General features: G+C 67.6%; 16 protein-coding genes, 1 tRNA gene and 1 other RNA gene. 7 read left to right on the forward strand and 11 right to left on the reverse strand.

Annotated elements, in window-relative coordinates:
* Window position 1 precedes the first annotated feature (1 nt).
* Genes ACXJ1Y_RS12625 through ACXJ1Y_RS12635 form a run of 3 tightly spaced genes read right to left on the reverse strand, consistent with a single transcriptional unit; the run spans window position 2 to window position 3,463 of the window.
* Entirely contained in the window at window positions 2-898 is an 897-nt protein-coding gene (locus tag ACXJ1Y_RS12625; protein ID WP_463850109.1) for an ABC transporter permease, read from the reverse strand.
* A 20-nt stretch (window positions 899-918) separates the two neighbouring features.
* Window positions 919-1,860 carry an ABC transporter permease gene (locus ACXJ1Y_RS12630; protein ID WP_463846606.1) on the reverse strand — a complete coding sequence of 314 codons (942 nt, stop codon included), beginning with the start codon at window positions 1,858-1,860 and terminating at the stop codon, window positions 919-921.
* A gap of 7 nt (window positions 1,861-1,867) precedes the next feature.
* Entirely contained in the window at window positions 1,868-3,463 is a 1,596-nt protein-coding gene (locus ACXJ1Y_RS12635) for an ABC transporter substrate-binding protein (RefSeq protein WP_463846607.1), read from the reverse strand.
* A 364-nt stretch (window positions 3,464-3,827) separates the two neighbouring features.
* Here ACXJ1Y_RS12635 and ACXJ1Y_RS12640 point away from each other — a divergent pair, with 364 nt between their 5' ends.
* The 4 genes from ACXJ1Y_RS12640 to ACXJ1Y_RS12655 all read left to right on the forward strand — a co-directional run bounded on the left by ACXJ1Y_RS12640 (window position 3,828) and on the right by ACXJ1Y_RS12655 (window position 6,377).
* On the forward strand, window positions 3,828-5,420 hold the full coding sequence (locus ACXJ1Y_RS12640; RefSeq protein WP_463846608.1) for an ABC transporter substrate-binding protein: 1,593 nt from the start codon (window positions 3,828-3,830) through the stop codon (window positions 5,418-5,420).
* A gap of 43 nt (window positions 5,421-5,463) precedes the next feature.
* Window positions 5,464-5,655, forward strand: coding sequence for a DUF3606 domain-containing protein (locus ACXJ1Y_RS12645; protein ID WP_463846609.1), 192 nt, complete (start codon window positions 5,464-5,466; stop codon window positions 5,653-5,655).
* A gap of 15 nt (window positions 5,656-5,670) precedes the next feature.
* On the forward strand, window positions 5,671-5,976 hold the full coding sequence (locus tag ACXJ1Y_RS12650) for a hypothetical protein (RefSeq protein ID WP_463846610.1): 306 nt from the start codon (window positions 5,671-5,673) through the stop codon (window positions 5,974-5,976).
* A 212-nt stretch (window positions 5,977-6,188) separates the two neighbouring features.
* A complete protein-coding gene (locus tag ACXJ1Y_RS12655; protein WP_463846611.1) occupies window positions 6,189-6,377 on the forward strand; it encodes a putative motility protein in 189 nt (62 codons plus the stop codon).
* Window positions 6,378-6,392: 15 nt separating this feature from the next.
* Here the strand turns inward: ACXJ1Y_RS12655 and ACXJ1Y_RS12660 are convergent, their stop codons facing one another.
* Window positions 6,393-6,740: an ArsR/SmtB family transcription factor gene (locus tag ACXJ1Y_RS12660; RefSeq protein ID WP_463846612.1), complete on the reverse strand. Its 348-nt coding sequence runs from the start codon at window positions 6,738-6,740 to the stop codon at window positions 6,393-6,395.
* A 106-nt stretch (window positions 6,741-6,846) separates the two neighbouring features.
* Between ACXJ1Y_RS12660 and ACXJ1Y_RS12665 the strand changes: the two genes are divergently transcribed.
* Entirely contained in the window at window positions 6,847-7,593 is a 747-nt protein-coding gene (locus tag ACXJ1Y_RS12665) for a glucose 1-dehydrogenase (RefSeq protein WP_463846613.1), read from the forward strand.
* Between the two features lie 19 nt (window positions 7,594-7,612).
* Here the strand turns inward: ACXJ1Y_RS12665 and gcvA are convergent, their stop codons facing one another.
* Complete coding sequence (gene gcvA / locus ACXJ1Y_RS12670; protein ID WP_463846614.1) at window positions 7,613-8,491, reverse strand: transcriptional regulator GcvA; 879 nt, start codon at window positions 8,489-8,491, stop codon at window positions 7,613-7,615.
* 131 nt (window positions 8,492-8,622) lie between these two features.
* Here gcvA and ACXJ1Y_RS12675 point away from each other — a divergent pair, with 131 nt between their 5' ends.
* Together ACXJ1Y_RS12675 and ACXJ1Y_RS12680 are read left to right on the forward strand one after the other, a co-directional pair.
* Window positions 8,623-9,801: an MFS transporter gene (locus ACXJ1Y_RS12675; RefSeq protein WP_463846615.1), complete on the forward strand. Its 1,179-nt coding sequence runs from the start codon at window positions 8,623-8,625 to the stop codon at window positions 9,799-9,801.
* A complete protein-coding gene (locus tag ACXJ1Y_RS12680; RefSeq protein WP_463846616.1) occupies window positions 9,798-10,220 on the forward strand; it encodes a GFA family protein in 423 nt (140 codons plus the stop codon). The genes ACXJ1Y_RS12675 and ACXJ1Y_RS12680 overlap by 4 nt, the downstream gene beginning before the upstream one ends.
* Window positions 10,221-10,435: 215 nt before the next feature.
* Here ACXJ1Y_RS12680 and ssrA read toward each other — a convergent pair.
* From ssrA to ACXJ1Y_RS12710, 6 genes are all read right to left on the reverse strand, one after another.
* Window positions 10,436-10,606, reverse strand: a transfer-messenger RNA (tmRNA) gene (gene ssrA / locus ACXJ1Y_RS12685).
* A gap of 84 nt (window positions 10,607-10,690) precedes the next feature.
* Complete coding sequence (locus ACXJ1Y_RS12690; protein WP_463846617.1) at window positions 10,691-10,969, reverse strand: adenylosuccinate synthase; 279 nt, start codon at window positions 10,967-10,969, stop codon at window positions 10,691-10,693.
* Between the two features lie 93 nt (window positions 10,970-11,062).
* Window positions 11,063-11,138: transfer RNA gene (locus ACXJ1Y_RS12695), tRNA-Val, on the reverse strand.
* Window positions 11,139-11,245: 107 nt separating this feature from the next.
* A complete protein-coding gene (gene lon, locus ACXJ1Y_RS12700; RefSeq protein WP_463846618.1) occupies window positions 11,246-13,675 on the reverse strand; it encodes an endopeptidase La in 2,430 nt (809 codons plus the stop codon).
* A 241-nt stretch (window positions 13,676-13,916) separates the two neighbouring features.
* Window positions 13,917-15,188 carry an ATP-dependent Clp protease ATP-binding subunit ClpX gene (clpX, locus tag ACXJ1Y_RS12705; protein ID WP_243930939.1) on the reverse strand — a complete coding sequence of 424 codons (1,272 nt, stop codon included), beginning with the start codon at window positions 15,186-15,188 and terminating at the stop codon, window positions 13,917-13,919.
* A gap of 179 nt (window positions 15,189-15,367) precedes the next feature.
* Entirely contained in the window at window positions 15,368-15,994 is a 627-nt protein-coding gene (locus ACXJ1Y_RS12710; RefSeq protein ID WP_243952693.1) for an ATP-dependent Clp protease proteolytic subunit, read from the reverse strand.
* Window positions 15,995-16,114 lie beyond the last annotated feature (120 nt).

Here is a 16,114-nt window from a genome sequence, read left to right on the forward strand (position 1 = left end):
CTCACACTTCCTTGGCCATGCGGGGGTCGAGGGCATCGCGCAGCCCGTCGCCGACGAGGTTCACCGCCAGCACGGTGAGGGACAGGGCGATGGCCGGGAACAGGATGATGTAGAACTTCACCTGCCAGAGGGCCCGGCCCTCGGCCATGATGTTCCCCCAGGTCGGCACCGAGGGCGGCACGCCCGCGCCGATGAAGGAGAGGATCGCTTCCGTGATCATCGCCGAGGCGCAGATGTAGGTCGCCTGCACCGTCATCGGCGCCAGGGTGTTGGGCAGGATGTGCCGCCAGATGATCGCCGGCATCCGCGTGCCGGTCGTCACCGCCGCCTCGACATAGGGCTGCTCGCGCAGGGACAGCACCACGCCGCGCACGAGGCGGGCGACGCGGGGAATCTCCGCGATGGTGATGGCGATGATGACGTTCTGCACCGAGCCCCGCGTCAGCGCCATGAGGGCGATGGCGAGCAGGATCGGCGGGATCGACATCATGCCGTCCACGATGCGCATGACGATGCCGTCGAGCCAGCGCACCATCCCGGAGACGAGGCCGATGGCGAGGCCGCCGATGGAGGCCAGCACCGCCACCGAGAAGCCGACGAGCAGCGAGACCCGCGCCCCGTAGATGACGCGGGAGTAGATGTCCCGGCCGAGCATGTCGGTGCCGAACCAGTATTGCGCCGAGGGCAGGCGCGTGCGCTTGGCCGGGGCGAGCGCGGTCGGATCGACCGTGCCGAGCCAGGGTGCCAGCAGCGCGGCGAGGAGGATGAGGGTCAGGATGACCCCACCCACCACCACCGTCGGGTAGCGGCGGACGAACCGCCAAACCGGCCCCCGCGCCTTACGCGGGGGGATGACGTCGGGGAGCGGAGCGGCCACGGCCGGGGCGGCGGCGTCCATGTGGGGAACGATCGTCGCGCTCAATAGCGGATCCTCGGATCGAGTATCGTGTAGAACAGGTCGATGGCGAGATTGACCAGCACGTAGATGAAGCTGAACAACAGCACGACGCCCTGGATGACCGGGTAGTCGCGCCGCAGGATCGCATCCACCGTCAGCCGCCCGAGGCCGGGGATGGCGAAGACGGTCTCCGTCACCACCGCGCCGCCGATGAGCAGGGCGATGCCGATGCCGATCACAGTGACGATCGGCACCGCCGCGTTCTTCAGGGCATGGACGAACAGCACGTTGTGCTGGGCGAGGCCCTTGGCGCGGGCGGTGCGCACGTAATCCTGGCTCAGCACGTCGAGCATGGTCGCCCGCGTCACCCGCGCGATGAGGGCGATGTAGACGAGGCCGAGCGTCACCGACGGCAGGATCAGGTTCGAGAGCCAAGGCCACAGGCCCTGCGACAGGGGCGTGTAGCCCTGCACCGGCAGCCAGTTGAGCTGCAGGGCGAAGACGTAGGCCAGGATGTAGCCCACCACGAAGACCGGCACCGAGAAGCCGGCCACCGCGAGGCCCATCACCATGCGGTCGATGAGGCTCCCCGCCTTCCAGGCCGCCAGCACGCCCAGCGGCACCGCCACGACGATGGCGAAGACCAGCGTGACGCACATCAGCGAGACCGTGGGCTCGACCCGCTGCCCGATCATGGTGGTGACGGGCAGGTTGGTGAAGATCGAGATCCCGAGATCCCCGTGGAGGATCCGCCACGCCCACTCGCCGAAGCGGACGAGGAAGGGCCGGTCGAGCCCGAGCGAGGCGCGGATGCGCTCGATATCCGCAGGCGTCGCCTGATCGCCCGCGATGATGGCGGCCGGGTCGCCGGGGGAGAGGTAGAGGAGGCTGAAGACGAACAGCCCCACCACCGCCATCACCGGAATCGTGGCGAGGACCCGCCTGCTGATATAGCCGAGCATCGGAACCTCAGGCCTTCGAGACGCCCCAGACGAAGGGGAGCGGCCCCTTCACGATGCCCTCGACATTCTTGCGCCACGCCTGGTAGCCGAGGAAGAAGCCGGTCGGCGCGTAGACCACGCCGTCGAGGGCGGCGGCGTTGGTCTTGTCGATGGCCGCCTTCTCGGACGCCTCGTCCGGCGCATCGAACCATTCGGCGATGCCCGATTCCACTCCCGGGACGGTCGGCCAGCCGAACCACGCCTTGTCGCCGTTGGCCCGCACCGCCGGGTAGCCCGCCGGGTTGATGGCGTCCGCGCCCGCGTGCCACGTATGGAACATGTTCCATCCGCCCTGCGCGATGGGCGCCTTGGAGGCGCGGCGGGTGCCCACCGTGCCCCAATCGGTGGCCACGAAATCGACGTTGAAGCCGATCTGCTTCAGGAGGTCGGCGGTGATGTCGCCCTGCGCCTTGGTGATCGGCTGATCCTGCGCCACGACGCAGACCACCTTCTCACCCTTGTAGCCCGCCTCCTTGAGCATCTTCTTGGCGGTCTCGATGTCGCCCTTGCCGACCTTCGCGCCGCCGGCCTCGCTGTAGAGGGGCGTGCCGGGGGTGAAGAAGCCGGGCAGCGGCTTCCACAGGGCCTCGTCGTCGCCGACGATGGCGCGCATGTAATCCTCCTGGTTCATGCCCACGAGGACGGCCTGCCGGATCTTCGGATTGTCGAAGGGCGGGAGCAGATGGTTCATCCGGAACGAGCCGACATTTCCCAGCGGGTCGGCGATGTCGACGCGGATGTCCTTGTTCTTGCGCAGGAGCGGGACGAGGTCGGGGATCGGGTTCTCCCACCAATCGACCTCGCCGTTCTGGAGCGCCGCCGAGGCCGTGGCGGCGTCGGGCATGATGACCCATTCCACCCGGTCGATCAGCATCCGCTTGCCGCCCGCGAGCCAGGAGGCCGGCTCGTCGCGGGGCTTGTAGTCCTTGAAGGTCTCGAAGGCGGCCCGCGCGCCGGGCACCCACTCGTTCTTCAGGAACTTCATCGGCCCGGAGCCGACATATTCGGTGATCTGCGTGAACGGGTCGGTCTTGGCGATCCGCTCCGGCATGATGAACGCGCCGGGGACGTTGGTCTTGCCGAGCGCGAAGAGCAGCTTCGGAAAGGGCTTCCTCAGGCGCCAGCGGAAGGTGGTGTCGTCCACCGCCGCCAGCTCGTCCTGGATGGCCTTGATCATCACGCCGATCGGATCGCGCGCCATCCAGCGGTTAAGGCTCGCCACCACGTCCTTGGCGAGGACCGGCTCGCCGTCGTGGAATTTCAGGCCGGGGCGGAGCTTGAAGGTCCAGGTGAGGCCGTCGGGGCTCATCTCCTCCGAGCCGACCATCTGCCGCTGCGGCTTCAGGTTGGCATCGACGCCGTAGAGCATGTCCCAGACCATCGCGCCGGCATTCCGCACCACGTACTGGGTGCCCCAGACCGGATCGAAGTTGGCGAGGTTGGATTGCGGCACGAAGCGCAGGACCTTGGCGTTCTGTGCCAGGGCCGGGGTGGCGAGACGGGGAGCCGCGAGGCCGGCGGCGCCGAGGGCGGCGGAAGTCTTCAGGAAGGTCCTGCGGTCCATCATCGTCTCCAAGCCGGGGCTGGCCGCCCCATCGAGCAGCCCCCGGAGGGCATCAATCGTTCGTTGGACTCGCGCGGCACACGGTGCCGGGATGGCCGGCGCTCGATGGCGAGCCCGCATCCGCGCGACGGTCGGTGAGACGCCGGGATCACCGGGCTCGGTTGGGATCGTTGCAAGCGCTGGGCCACCCTCGCCGTACTCTCCGTCCGCATGACCAACGGATGGGCAGCTTATTATCTGTGCAGCCGGCGTCCAGTTGTGTTCGCGAATTGGCGTTGGAGAGAATAAATTTCTCCCGCGAGGCGGTTCGGCACGGGCGTTGCCTCAGCGGAAGGCACGATATTCAAAATTCGAGAGGGGCTCGATGAAGCGACGCACGGTGATCACGGGTGCCGGCGCCCTGCTGGCCGGGGCCATCGCCCGCCCCGCCCTGGTGCGGGCGGCCAGCGCCTCCACCCTCCGCTTCGTGCCCTATGCCGATCTGGCGCTGCTCGATCCGATCATCACCACGAACTACGTCACGCGCACGCACGCGCTGATGGTGTTCGACACCCTCTACGGCCTCGATTCGTCCTACCGCGCGCAGCCGCAGATGGTGGCGGGCCACAGCGTCGAGGATGGCGGCCTGACATGGCGGCTCACCCTGCGCGACGGGCTGCTCTTCCACGACGGCATCCCCGTCCTCGCCCGCGACGCGGTGGCGAGCCTGAAGCGCTGGGGCCAGCGCGATTCGTTCGGTAGCGCGCTGTTCGCAGCGGTGAACGAACTCACCGCCCCCACCGACAAGGAGTTGCTGTTCCGGCTGAAGCGCCCCTTCCCGCTCCTGCCGGAGGCATTGGCGAAGCCGGTCTCCTACGTGCCGGTCATCATGCCCGAGCGGCTCGCCGCCGTGCCGCCGACCCAGGCCGTCACGGAGATGATCGGCAGCGGCCCCTTCCGCTACGTGGCGCAGGAGCGGGTGCCGGGCTCCCTCAACGTCTATCGCCGATTCGAGGGCTACAAGCCCCGCGAGGGCGGCACGGCGAGCTTCACCGCCGGCCCGAAGATCGCGCGGTTCGACCGGATCGAATGGCGCACCATCCCCGATGGCTCAACCGCCGCCGGCGCCCTGCGCTCCGGCGAGATCGATTGGTGGGAGCAGCCCCTCGTGGATCTCGTGCCGGCCCTGTCGCGGCAATCGGACATCAAGGTCGCGCTCATCGAGAGCACGGGGCTGATCGGCCAGATCCGCCTGAACCACACGCAGCCGCCCTTCGACAACCCGGCCATCAGCCACGCGGTGCTGACGGCGGTGGACCAGGGCGAGATGATGGACGCGGTGGCGGGGACCGACCACGCCATCCGCCGCGGCCCCTGCGGGATCTTCACCCCCGGCGGGCCGATGGCCTCGGATGCCGGCATGAAGGCCCTGACCGGCCCCCGCGACCTCGCCGCCTCGAAGCGCGCCCTGGAAGCGGCGGGCTACAAGGGCGAGAAGGTGGTGCTGCTCGCCGGCACGGACGTGCCGCGCATCTCCGCGATCTGCGAGGTGATGGGCGATGTCTGCCGAAAGCTTGGGCTGAACCTCGATTACGTCGCCACCGATTGGGGCACGGTGAACCAGCGCATCCTGAACGCGAAGCCCATCGACCAGGGCGGCTGGTCGATGTTCGGGGTCTTCTCGGGCGGGCTCGACCAGCTCTCGCCGGCCTACCACCTCGCCGCGCGCGGCAACGGCCGCTCGGGCATCCCGAGCTGGCTGACGGACGCGCCCATCGAGGACCTGCGCAACGCGTGGTTCCAGGCCCCGGACCTGCCCGCGCAGCAGGCGCTCGCGGCCAAGATCCAGGCGCGGGCGCTAGAAGTCGGCGCCTATCTCCCCTGCGGGCAGTACTTCCAGCCTTCGGCCTATCGCTCCGACCTCGACAACATGCTCACCGGGCTGCCGCTGTTCTGGAACGTCAGCCGCGTCGGCTAGAACCAAAATCCCCTCCGGCGGATTGCCCCTGCCGGAGGGTGACATGGCCGATCTGACCCAAGAGCCGAAGCACGTGAACGTCGCGGATCCGAGCGCCGCCGCCTACTGGGCGCGGCGCTTCCAGGTGCCCGTCGAGGCGATCATTGCCGCCGTCCGCGAGGTCGGCGACGATCCGTCCGCTGTCGCCGCCCATCTCGGGCTGCCATGGCCCTACGAGGCCAGCGGCATCGTGTAGACGGGAGTCCTGATCGTGCGGATCACCACGCCCTTGGCGGCGGCTCTCTTCGCCGCTTCGGCTGCGCCCCTTTCGGCCGGGGCCTGGGGCGTGCCGGGCTGCATCAACCTTCCTGAATACGAGCGGGCCCTGGGCGCCCTCGGAGGGATGCCGGGTGCCTGCAACATGAGCGTCGAGGAGGCACGCCGGATCGTCGCCGCACAGGGCAACCGGCCGGGGGGCCTGCTGGGCCGGATCATCGGCGGATCGCCCCCGCCCGTCGCCGATCCGTACCCAGCGGACCAAGAGCGTGGCCATCGCAACAAAGCCGTGAATCGGTGATATCTGCCACCTGATCGCTGCGACCGAGAGGCGATAGGGGAAACGCGATGCTGATGACCGTGGTGTACGTCATTGCCGTGCTGACGGCGCTGGACATGTCGGGCGTGGCGTTCCGCTGGGCCACGAACAAGCTGTCCCGGTAACGGCGTCATCGCTTCAAAGCGAGTGAAAGCGGTGACGATGCCTTCACGACTGAAGTGTTACCGTCACTCATGAACAGCATCGCTACCCAAGTCGTCCAGATGCAGGCCGGAAGCTTCTCGCAATCCGTCGGGACGGCAGTGGCGCGGCAGCAGATCGACGCCCAGAAATCCGTCGCCGACATGGTGGCCCAGACGGCCAACGCGGCCTCGCCCCCAGCTCCCCCCGGTCAGGGCCAGCTCCTGGACATCCGCGCCTAAGCGCGCGGCCGATCCTCAGGTCTTGTCCCGGCTGCGCCCAGTGTCCGCCGCATAGGCGTTGATGATCCCGGCCAACAGCCCGGGAAAGCGCGCCTCGATCTCCTCCCAGCGGGAATGGTTGCGCACCTCGACGCCGTGGCGCTCGCTGCGGATCAAGCCGGCCTCGCGCAGCACCTTGAAGTGGTTGGACAACGAGGATTTCGGGATTACCCGATCCCCGACCGCCGCCACGGCGGAACAGGCCTCGACACAGCCCGCCTGCATGATCTTGGCGAAGATCGCCGCCCGGCTCGGGTCGGCGAGGGCGTGCAGGATCGCGTCCGGTCGCACGTCCTCGATGGCGGGGTGAAGCAACGGTCTCATCTTTCATCCATATGGGGTCTTGAACTGCGCTCCGTTAGTTCCGAATTTCCGAACTATGGGACGATGGCCACGACATCGCGGCCGCCCCCTGTCGGAGTTAGCACACATGTCGAAGCTTGAGGGCAAGGTCGCCGTCGTGACCGGGGCATCGAAGGGCATCGGTGCGGGAATCGCCAAGGCGCTGGCGAAAGAGGGTGCCGCGGTGGTGGTGAATTACGCCTCCAGCCGGGAGGGTGCCGACACCGTGGTGGCGGCCATCGCCTCGGCCGGCGGCCGGGCCATCGCGGTGCGGGGGGACGTGTCGAAGGTGTCCGACGCGCAGGGCGTGATCGACGCGGCCGTGAAGGAGTTCGGCCGGCTCGACGTGCTGGTCAACAATTCCGGCGTCTACGAATTCGCGGCGATCGAGGACGTGACCGAGGCGCATTACCGCCGGCAGTTCGACATCAACGTGCTCGGCGTACTGCTGACGACCCAGGCGGCCGTGAAGCATCTCGGCGAAGGCGGCAGCATCGTGAACATTTCCTCGGCGATCACGCACGTGAAAACGCCGAGCGCGGCGGCCTATGCCGGGACCAAGGGCGCGGTGAACGCCATCTCCGGCGTGCTCGCCAATGAATTGGCCCCGCGCAAGATCCGCGTGAACGTGGTCAGCCCCGGCTTCGTCGTGACCGAGGGTACGCACACGGCCGGCGTCGTCGGGTCCGACATGGAGACCGGTCTCGTCGCGCAGACGCCCCTCGGCCGCGCCGGCCAGCCCGACGACATCGCGGGGGTGGTCACGTTCCTCGCCTCCGACGACGCCCGCTGGCTCACCGGGGAGAACATCACCGCCAGCGGCGGCATCCGCTGACGCGGGAGGCCGTCCCGCCTCAGGCGGTGGTGGACAGCCAATCGCAGAACGCCCGGACGGCGGCGTGCTCGGCGCGCGCCTCCGGGACGTAGGTGTGGTAGCTCCGCGCCGGCAGCGCGGGGCCCGCGAAGGGCAGCATCAGCCGGCCCGCCGCCACGTCGTCCGCGATCAACCGTTCCGGGCCCATCGCCACGCCCAGCCCGTCGAGCGCCGCCTGGAGCGTCAGATAGAAGTGCTCCAGCGTCACCGACGCCTGCGGTTGGAGGTCCGGGACGCCGGCCGCCTGCAGCCATTGCGGCCAGACCTCGGTCAGCGTCGCCGCGTGCAGGAGTGTGTGCCCCGCCAGATCCCGGGGCTCCTCCAACGGTCCATGCTGCAGAAGCGCCGGGCTGCACACGGGGATGCGCCGTTCCGTGAGGAATTGCCGCCCGACGAAACCCGGCCGCGTCTCGGGGCCGCCCCGGATGGCGATGTCGAACGGCTCGATGATCTGCGCGAGCGGCACGTTCGAGGTGGTCAACCGGATCTCGACCACGGGATTCGCGCGCTGAAAGGCCGACAGACGGGGGATGAGCCAGCGCAGGGTAAAGGTGGCCAGCGCGTTCACATGCAGCACATGTGATGGGCTGCGCTCCATCTGGCGGGCTGTCGCGAGGGCCATCCGGTCGAGGGCCGCGCCGATCTCCGGGAGATAGCCGCGCCCCGCCTCCGTCAGGACGACGCGCCGGTTGTGCCGCTCGAACAGGAGGATGCCGAGCCACGCCTCCAGCGTCTGGATGTGCCGGCTGACCGCGCCGTGGGTCACGCGCAGTTCCTCCGCCGCCAGCGTGAAGCTCCCATGGCGACCTGCCGCCTCGAAGGCCTTCAGCGCGTTGAGCGGCGGCAGGCGGCGATGCATGCGTCAGCTTTCCTCACGTGAGCGTCAGCATAAGGCGTTTGTCGGGCCCTGGGGAGACGGGCATCCTCACGAGCATGATCACCGACAGCCGGACACTGCCCTGTGCTCGGAGCGAGCAAGACGACGCCGCAGTGGATGGCCGGCGCTCCCTCGTCGTCGTCGGCGTGAACCACGCCCTCCACGATGGCTACACAGACATGATCTACGTGCTGCTGCCGGTCTGGCAGGCGGAGTTCGGGCTCGGTTACGTCGCCCTCGCGGTGCTGCGCTCTCTCTATGTCGGCGCACTGGCCGGGCTGCAGATGCCGGCGGCCGCGCTCGCGGACCGGTTCGGCGTGCGAACGGTGCTCGCCCTCGGCACGCTGCTCGGTGCGGGCGGCTATGCCCTGGCCGGCGCCTCCGGCGGATTGATCGGCCTGAGCTGCGCCCTCGCCCTCTCCGGCGCCGGCAGCAGCACGCAGCATCCGCTCGCCTCGTCCGTCATCGCCCGCACCTACGGCGTGGCGGCACGCGGCCCGCTGGGCACCTACAATTTCACGGGCGATCTCGGGAAGGCGGCCCTGCCGCCCCTCGTCGGCTTCCTGTTGGTCCGCACCGATTGGCGGCCGGTGCTGTGGCTCGTCGCCGGCGCGGGCTTGGTCGTCGCGGCTATCGTCGCCTGCCTGCTCCCGCGTGACCCGGCTTCGCGCGGCACCGCGTCCGCGAAGAAGGCCTCCCCCGCTCCGACCCGGGCGCCCGATCCGACGGGCTTCCGCCTTCTCGTGGCCATCGGGATGCTCGACAACGCCGCGCGCCCGGCCTTCCTCATCTACCTGCCGTTCCTGCTCCAGGCGAAGGGCGCGGGGCTATCCCTGGTGGGCATCGCCTTCGGGCTCGTCGCCATCGGCGGTGCCCTGGGCAAGGCCGTGTTCGGGCGGCTGGGCGAGCGGTTCGGCGTGACGCGCAGCGTGATCGTCACTGAGGCCGGCACGGCGGTGGCGATCCTCGCCGTCGTCCTCCTGCCCCTCGCTCCGGCGCTCGCGGTGCTGCCGCTGCTCGGGCTGATGCTGAACGGCACGTCGTCCGTGCTTTACGGGACGGTGCCGGATCTGGCGCCCGGAGGCCACGTCGAGCGCGCCTTCGCGATCTTCTACACGTGGACGCTGGGCGGGAGCGCCCTGGCGACGCCGTTGCTCTACGGCCCGCTGGGCGACATCGTCGGGCCGGGCTGGGCCGCGATGGCCGCCGCCGCGACGGCCGCGATGGTCGTTCCGCTGATGCTCTGCCTCTCCCCCCGCCTTACGGCCCAATCTGCGCAGGAGACGCCATGACCAGTCGAACCGGGCAATGCCATTGCGGCGCGGTGCAGTTCGAGGTGACGCTCGCCGAGGACTTCAGCACCATCCGCCGCTGCACCTGCTCCTACTGCCGGATGCGCGGCGCGGTCGTGGCCTCGGCGGCGATGGGAAGCATCCGCTTCACGCGGGGCGAGGATGCGCTGACGAGCTACCGGTTCAACACCGGAACGGCGCAGCACTTCTTCTGCTCACGCTGCGGGATCTACACGCACCACCAGCGCCGATCCAACCCGCACCTGTACGGCGTGAACGTCGCCTGCCTCAATGGCGTCAGCCCGTTCGATTTCGCCGAGGTTCCGGTGGTGGACGGCGTCCAACACCCAAGCGACACCGGGCAGGCCACCCGACGCGTCGGCACGCTGCGTTTCGATCCAGGCGTCGAAGTGAGATGATGGGGAAAGGTGGGCCCCAGGGCCGAAGCCCTGGGTTCTGTTTCTACGGCTGCCCTGCCGCAAGATGCTTACGCCGCGAGGCGGGCATCCATGACAACGTTATCGTTGGCATTTAGAGTTTTGGTCAGGTGCCCGGAACAGGGGTTGCCTGCGCCAGACCGGTCGAGTCCTTACCGAAAGTCGCATCTTATCCTGCCGAAACAGGGTAGAACTCGCGATCCCTTTACCGTCCAGTCGATCCTGTTTCGCCCCCAGCAGAAGCACCCTGGCAGCGCGCGACCCGCAATGGTGGGCGCTCGCTCTACCCCCTACGGTATCCGGGGCAGGATGCTTATGGTGGAGGCGCCGGGTACCGCCCCCGGGTCCTGAAACGTTATTACGAATCGGTCGTCAACCTCACGGCCAATATAAGCCCTTTGAGGCGGCCGGTCCATTCCCCATGGAAGGATTTGAGCGAAGTCCGCGCGGTCCTAGGAGGCCGCGTCGATGGCGAACTCCATCCCGCGTCCGGGGCCCTGATCGCTATAATCCGCGAGCACCAGCCCGCGCTCGGACAGTGTCTCCTCGACGATCACGCGCTCCTTGCGGATCATCAGCCCGACGGCTTGCGGCGTGAGGCGCGGATTGACGGCCTTCAGGCGATCGACGCCGATGGCGGACGGCGTACCATCGCCCTCCGCGAGTCGCGCGAGGGCCAGACCCAAATCCCGCGCCTTCGTTTCCGACGCCGACCGTCGTGCGAATGCCATGGCTCAAACCTCGGCGGAGTGTTGCAGCGTTCAGCAGACCGCGCGGATCCGAGTATGCGGAGGGCAGCGGAAAGCGAAGTCGGCTGACAACAATGGTGGGCGGTGACGGGCTCGAACCGCCGACCCTCTCCGTGTAAAGGAGACGCTCTACCAACTGAGCTAACCGCCCGCAGCGGTGGTCGATACGGCATTGCCGGGCGTCTAGGCAAGGGCCGCCGCCTCGACGTCAGACATATGAAAAAGCCCGGAGCGGTGAGGCTCCGGGCTCTTTCGATCCTAGTGGGCGATGAAGGCCGCGCCTTCCTCGTCCGGGCGGGCGGCCGGCTTTACTGGCGGGAGCGGCTCGTCCCACTCGATCGGCTCGGGCTTGCTTAAGAGCGCCCGCTCCAGCACCTGCTCCATCCGCGAGACCGGAACGATCTCAAGACCGTTCTTCACGCTGTCGGGCACCTCGGCGATGTCCTTGGCGTTCTCCTCGGGGATCAGCACCGTCTTGATGCCGCCGCGCAACGCGGCGAGCAGCTTCTCCTTTAGGCCGCCGATCGGCAGCACCCGGCCGCGCAAGGTCACTTCGCCGGTCATCGCGATGTCGCGGCGAACCGGGATGCCCGTCAGGGTCGAGACGATGGCGGTGGCCATCGCGATGCCGGCGGACGGACCGTCCTTCGGCGTCGCGCCTTCCGGCACGTGGACGTGGATGTCGCGACGCTCGAAGAGCGGCGGCTCGATGCCGAAGTCGAGGGCCCGCGAGCGGACGTAGGACGCCGCCGCCGAGATCGACTCCTTCATCACATCCTTCAGGTTGCCCGTGACCGTCATCTTGCCCTTGCCAGGCATCATGACGCCCTCGATCGTCAGCAACTCGCCGCCGACCTCGGTCCAGGCCAGACCCGTCACCACACCGACCTGATCGTCCGCGTCGATCTCGCCGTAGCGGAACTTCGGCGGGCCGAGGAAGGTCGGCAGGTTGTCCTCCGTGGCGTTCACCGATTTCGCCTTGGTGATCAGGATCTCCTTCACCGCCTTGCGGGCGAGGTTGGAGATTTCCCGCTCCAGGTTGCGGACGCCGGCTTCCCGCGTGTAGCGGCGCACCAGCATCATCAGCCCGTCATCGGTGATCGACCACTCCTTCTTGTCGAGGCCATGCTTCTTCATGGCGCTCGGAATCAGGTGCTTGCGGGCGATCTCGACCTTCTCTTCCTCGGTGTAGCCGGCGATGCGAATGATCTCCATCCGGTCCATCAGCGGCGCCGGGATATTGAGCGTGTTCGCCGTCGTCACGAACATCACGTTCGACAGGTCGTAATCGACCTCGAGGTAATGGTCGTTGAACGTCGAGTTCTGCTCGGGATCCAGCACCTCCAGGAGGGCCGCCGACGGGTCGCCGCGGAAGTCCATGCCCATCTTGTCGATCTCATCGAGCAGGATGAGCGGGTTGGACGTCTTCGCCTTCCGCATCGACTGGACGATCTTGCCGGGCATCGAGCCGATATAGGTCCGGCGGTGGCCACGGATCTCGGCCTCGTCCCGCACGCCGCCCAGCGACAGGCGTACGAACTCGCGACCTGTCGCCTTGGCGATGGACTTTCCGAGGGACGTCTTGCCGACGCCGGGAGGGCCGACGAGACACAGGATCGGGCCGGTGAGCTTGTTCGCCCGCTGCTGCACGGCGAGGTACTCGACGATCCGCTCCTTGACCTTGTCGAGGCCGAAATGATCCTCGTCCAGCAGCGCCTGCGCGCCGAGGAGGTCCTTCTTGATCTTCGAGCGCTTGCCCCACGGGATGCCGAGCATCCAGTCGAGGTAGTTGCGCACGACGGTCGCCTCGGCGGACATCGGCGACATCTGGCGCAGCTTCTTCAGCTCGGCCGTCGCCTTCTCGCGGGCTTCCTTCGAGAGCTTGGTCTTCTCGATCTTCTCCTCGAGCTCGGCCAGCTCGTCGCGGCCATCCTCGGAGTCGCCAAGCTCCTTTTGGATCGCCTTCATCTGCTCGTTGAGGTAGTACTCGCGCTGCGTCTTCTCCATCTGCCGCTTGACGCGGGTGCGGATGCGCTTCTCCACCTGCAACACGGAGATCTCGCTCTCCATCAGCGACAGCACCTTCTCCAGGCGCTGGGCGACGGTGGGCGTCTCCAGAATGCCCTGCTTGTCGGCGATCTTGACGAGCAGGTGCGAGCCGATCGTGTCGGCGAGCTTGGACGGCTCGTCGATCTGCGTGACGGCGGAGACGACCTCGGGGGAGATCTTCTTGTTCAGCTTGACGTAGTTCTCGAACTCCGAGAGCACCGAGCGCGCAAGCGCCTCGGCCTCGACCTGATCGCCGAGCTCGTCATGGAGCGCCAGCGCGGTCGCCTCGTAATACTCGTCGGAGCGGGTGAAGTTCGCGATCTTGGCGCGGCCGACACCTTCCACCAGCACCTTCACGGTGCCGTCGGGCAGCTTCAGCAGCTGGAGGACGCTGGCCAGCGTGCCGATCTTGTAGATCGCGTCGGTCGCCGGATCGTCGTCGCCCGCGTTGATCTGCGTGGCGAGGAGGATGTGGCGGTCGGAGCGGACGGCCTCTTCCAACGCGCGAATGGACTTCTCGCGCCCCACGAAGAGCGGCACGATCATATGCGGAAAGACGACGATGTCGCGCAGGGGAAGGACGGCGTAAGAGCCCGTCGAGCCCGGAATGACCGGCTGGCGCGATTTCGACTGGGTCATATCGGAAACCTCATCAGGAATGCCGGACAGGATGCTCCTCCGCAGACGGAGCAAGCACGCTGCCACGGCCGACCGGGCCGCGAGGGTCTTGTTGGGGAGATTGAGCGGCTGGTGGCGCGGTACCGTACCTCTAAGGAGCGTACGGCCACCGCGCTGAGCCTGAAATGATGACGCCCCGGACGCCTTTCAAGGAGAACGGGACAGCGCAGCCCGGCACTACAACGCCGGGCTGTCATCGTCCTTACGCACTGACGCTGGCGGGCGCTTCTTTGCCGCGCTCGCCGTGGATGTAGAGCGGGCGCGACTTGCCCTCGACCACCTCCGGCCCGATCACGACCTGCTCCACGGACTCGAGGCCCGGCAGGTCGTACATCGTGTCGAGGAGGATGGTCTCCAGGATCGACCGCAGGCCGCGGGCACCGGTCTTCCGCTCGATCGCCTTGCGGGCGACGAGGGACAGAGCCTCGTCCTGGAACGTCAGGTCGACGTTCTCCATCTCGAACAGGCGCTGGTACTGCTTCACCAGGGCGTTCTTTGGCTCCTGAAGGATCTTCTTCAGGGCGGCCTCGTCGAGATCCTCGAGGGTCGCCAGGACGGGGAGACGGCCGACGAACTCGGGGATGAGGCCGAACTTCAGCAGGTCCTCCGGCTCCACCGAGCGGAAGATCTCGCCGGTGCGGCGGTCGTCCGGGGCCTGCACGGCGGCGCCGAAGCCGATCGAGGTGCCCTTGCCACGCTGCGAGATGATCCGCTCCAGCCCGGCGAAGGCGCCGCCGCAGATGAAGAGGATGTTGGTGGTGTCGACCTGCAGGAACTCCTGCTGCGGGTGCTTGCGGCCGCCCTGCGGAGGCACGGAGGCGACCGTGCCTTCCATGATCTTCAGGAGCGCCTGCTGAACGCCCTCGCCCGACACGTCGCGGGTGATCGAGGGGTTGTCCGACTTGCGGGAGATCTTGTCGATCTCGTCGATGTAGACGATGCCGCGCTGGGCGCGCTCGACATTGTAGTCGGACGCCTGAAGCAGCTTGAGGATGATGTTCTCGACGTCCTCACCGACGTAACCGGCCTCGGTCAGCGTCGTGGCGTCGGCCATGGTGAACGGCACGTCGAGGATGCGGGCCAGCGTCTGCGCGAGCAGCGTCTTGCCCGAGCCCGTCGGCCCGATCAGCATGATGTTGGACTTCGCCAGCTCGACGTCGTTGTGCTTCGTCGCGTGGGCGAGCCGCTTGTAGTGGTTGTGCACCGCGACGGAGAGAACCTTCTTCGCGAAGTCCTGACCGATGACGTAGTCATCGAGGACGCGGCGGATCTCCTTCGGCGTGGGCACGCCGTCCCGGCTCTTCACCAGAGAGGACTTGGACTCCTCGCGGATGATGTCCATGCACAGCTCGACGCATTCGTCGCAGATGAACACCGTCGGGCCGGCGATGAGCTTGCGGACCTCGTGCTGGCTCTTGCCGCAGAACGAGCAATACAGCGTGCTCTTGGAGTCGTTGCCGCCAGACTTGCTCATATCGGTCTCCGATTCCCCACATGCGCTGCCGGCAAAGGGGCGCATGGCCATTTCGTGAAACGTAAGGGGGTTCGCTTAAAGAAACAGTGTGCTGCGCGCCTTTGACCGTGAGGTCACATCCCCCGATGCAAACACGCTGCCGCGGCAGGATCAAGGCCGCGGCAGCGCGTCGTGTCCGCTCAGGCGGCGGCCGGCTCGGGCCGCTTCTGAATGACCTCGTCGATGAGGCCGAACTCCTTGGCCGCGTCGGCGGTCATGAAGTTGTCGCGCTCCAGCGCCGTATGGATCGCCTCGTACTCGCGGCCGGTGTGCTTCACGTAGATCTCGTTGAGGCGCCGCTTCAGGGCCTCGATCTCGCGGGCATGGATCAGGATGTCCGTCGCCTGCCCCTGGAAGCCGCCGGAGGGCTGGTGGACCATGATCCGGGCGTTCGGCAGGGCGAAACGGTGGCCGGGCTCACCGGCCGTCAGCAGGAGCGAGCCCATCGAGGCGGCCTGGCCGACGCAGAGCGTCGTCACCGGGCAGCGGATGAACTGCATCGTGTCGTAGATCGAGAGGCCCGATGTCACCACGCCGCCGGGGGAGTTGATGTAGAAGGAAATTTCCTTCTTCGGGTTCTCGGCCTCGAGGAACAGGAGCTGCGCGACGATGAGCGACGCGCCGTAATCCTCGACCGGGCCAGTCAGGAAGATGATCCGCTCACGCAGCAGGCGGGAGTAGATGTCGAAGGCGCGCTCGCCGCGGCTCGATTGCTCGACCACCATCGGCACGAGGGCGTTGTTGTAGACGTCGATCGGATCTCTCATCTCATCCTGCCCCGGGGGTGAGGCCCGGGGCCCGTCGAATCACGGGCCACCGGGCATGCCAGCGAACAACGGCGATGCTTAACCATCGCCTAAAATGGTTGCCCGCTGCCCAAGGTAGGC

The sequence above is a fragment of the Methylobacterium sp. TK26 genome, from assembly GCF_055361565.1.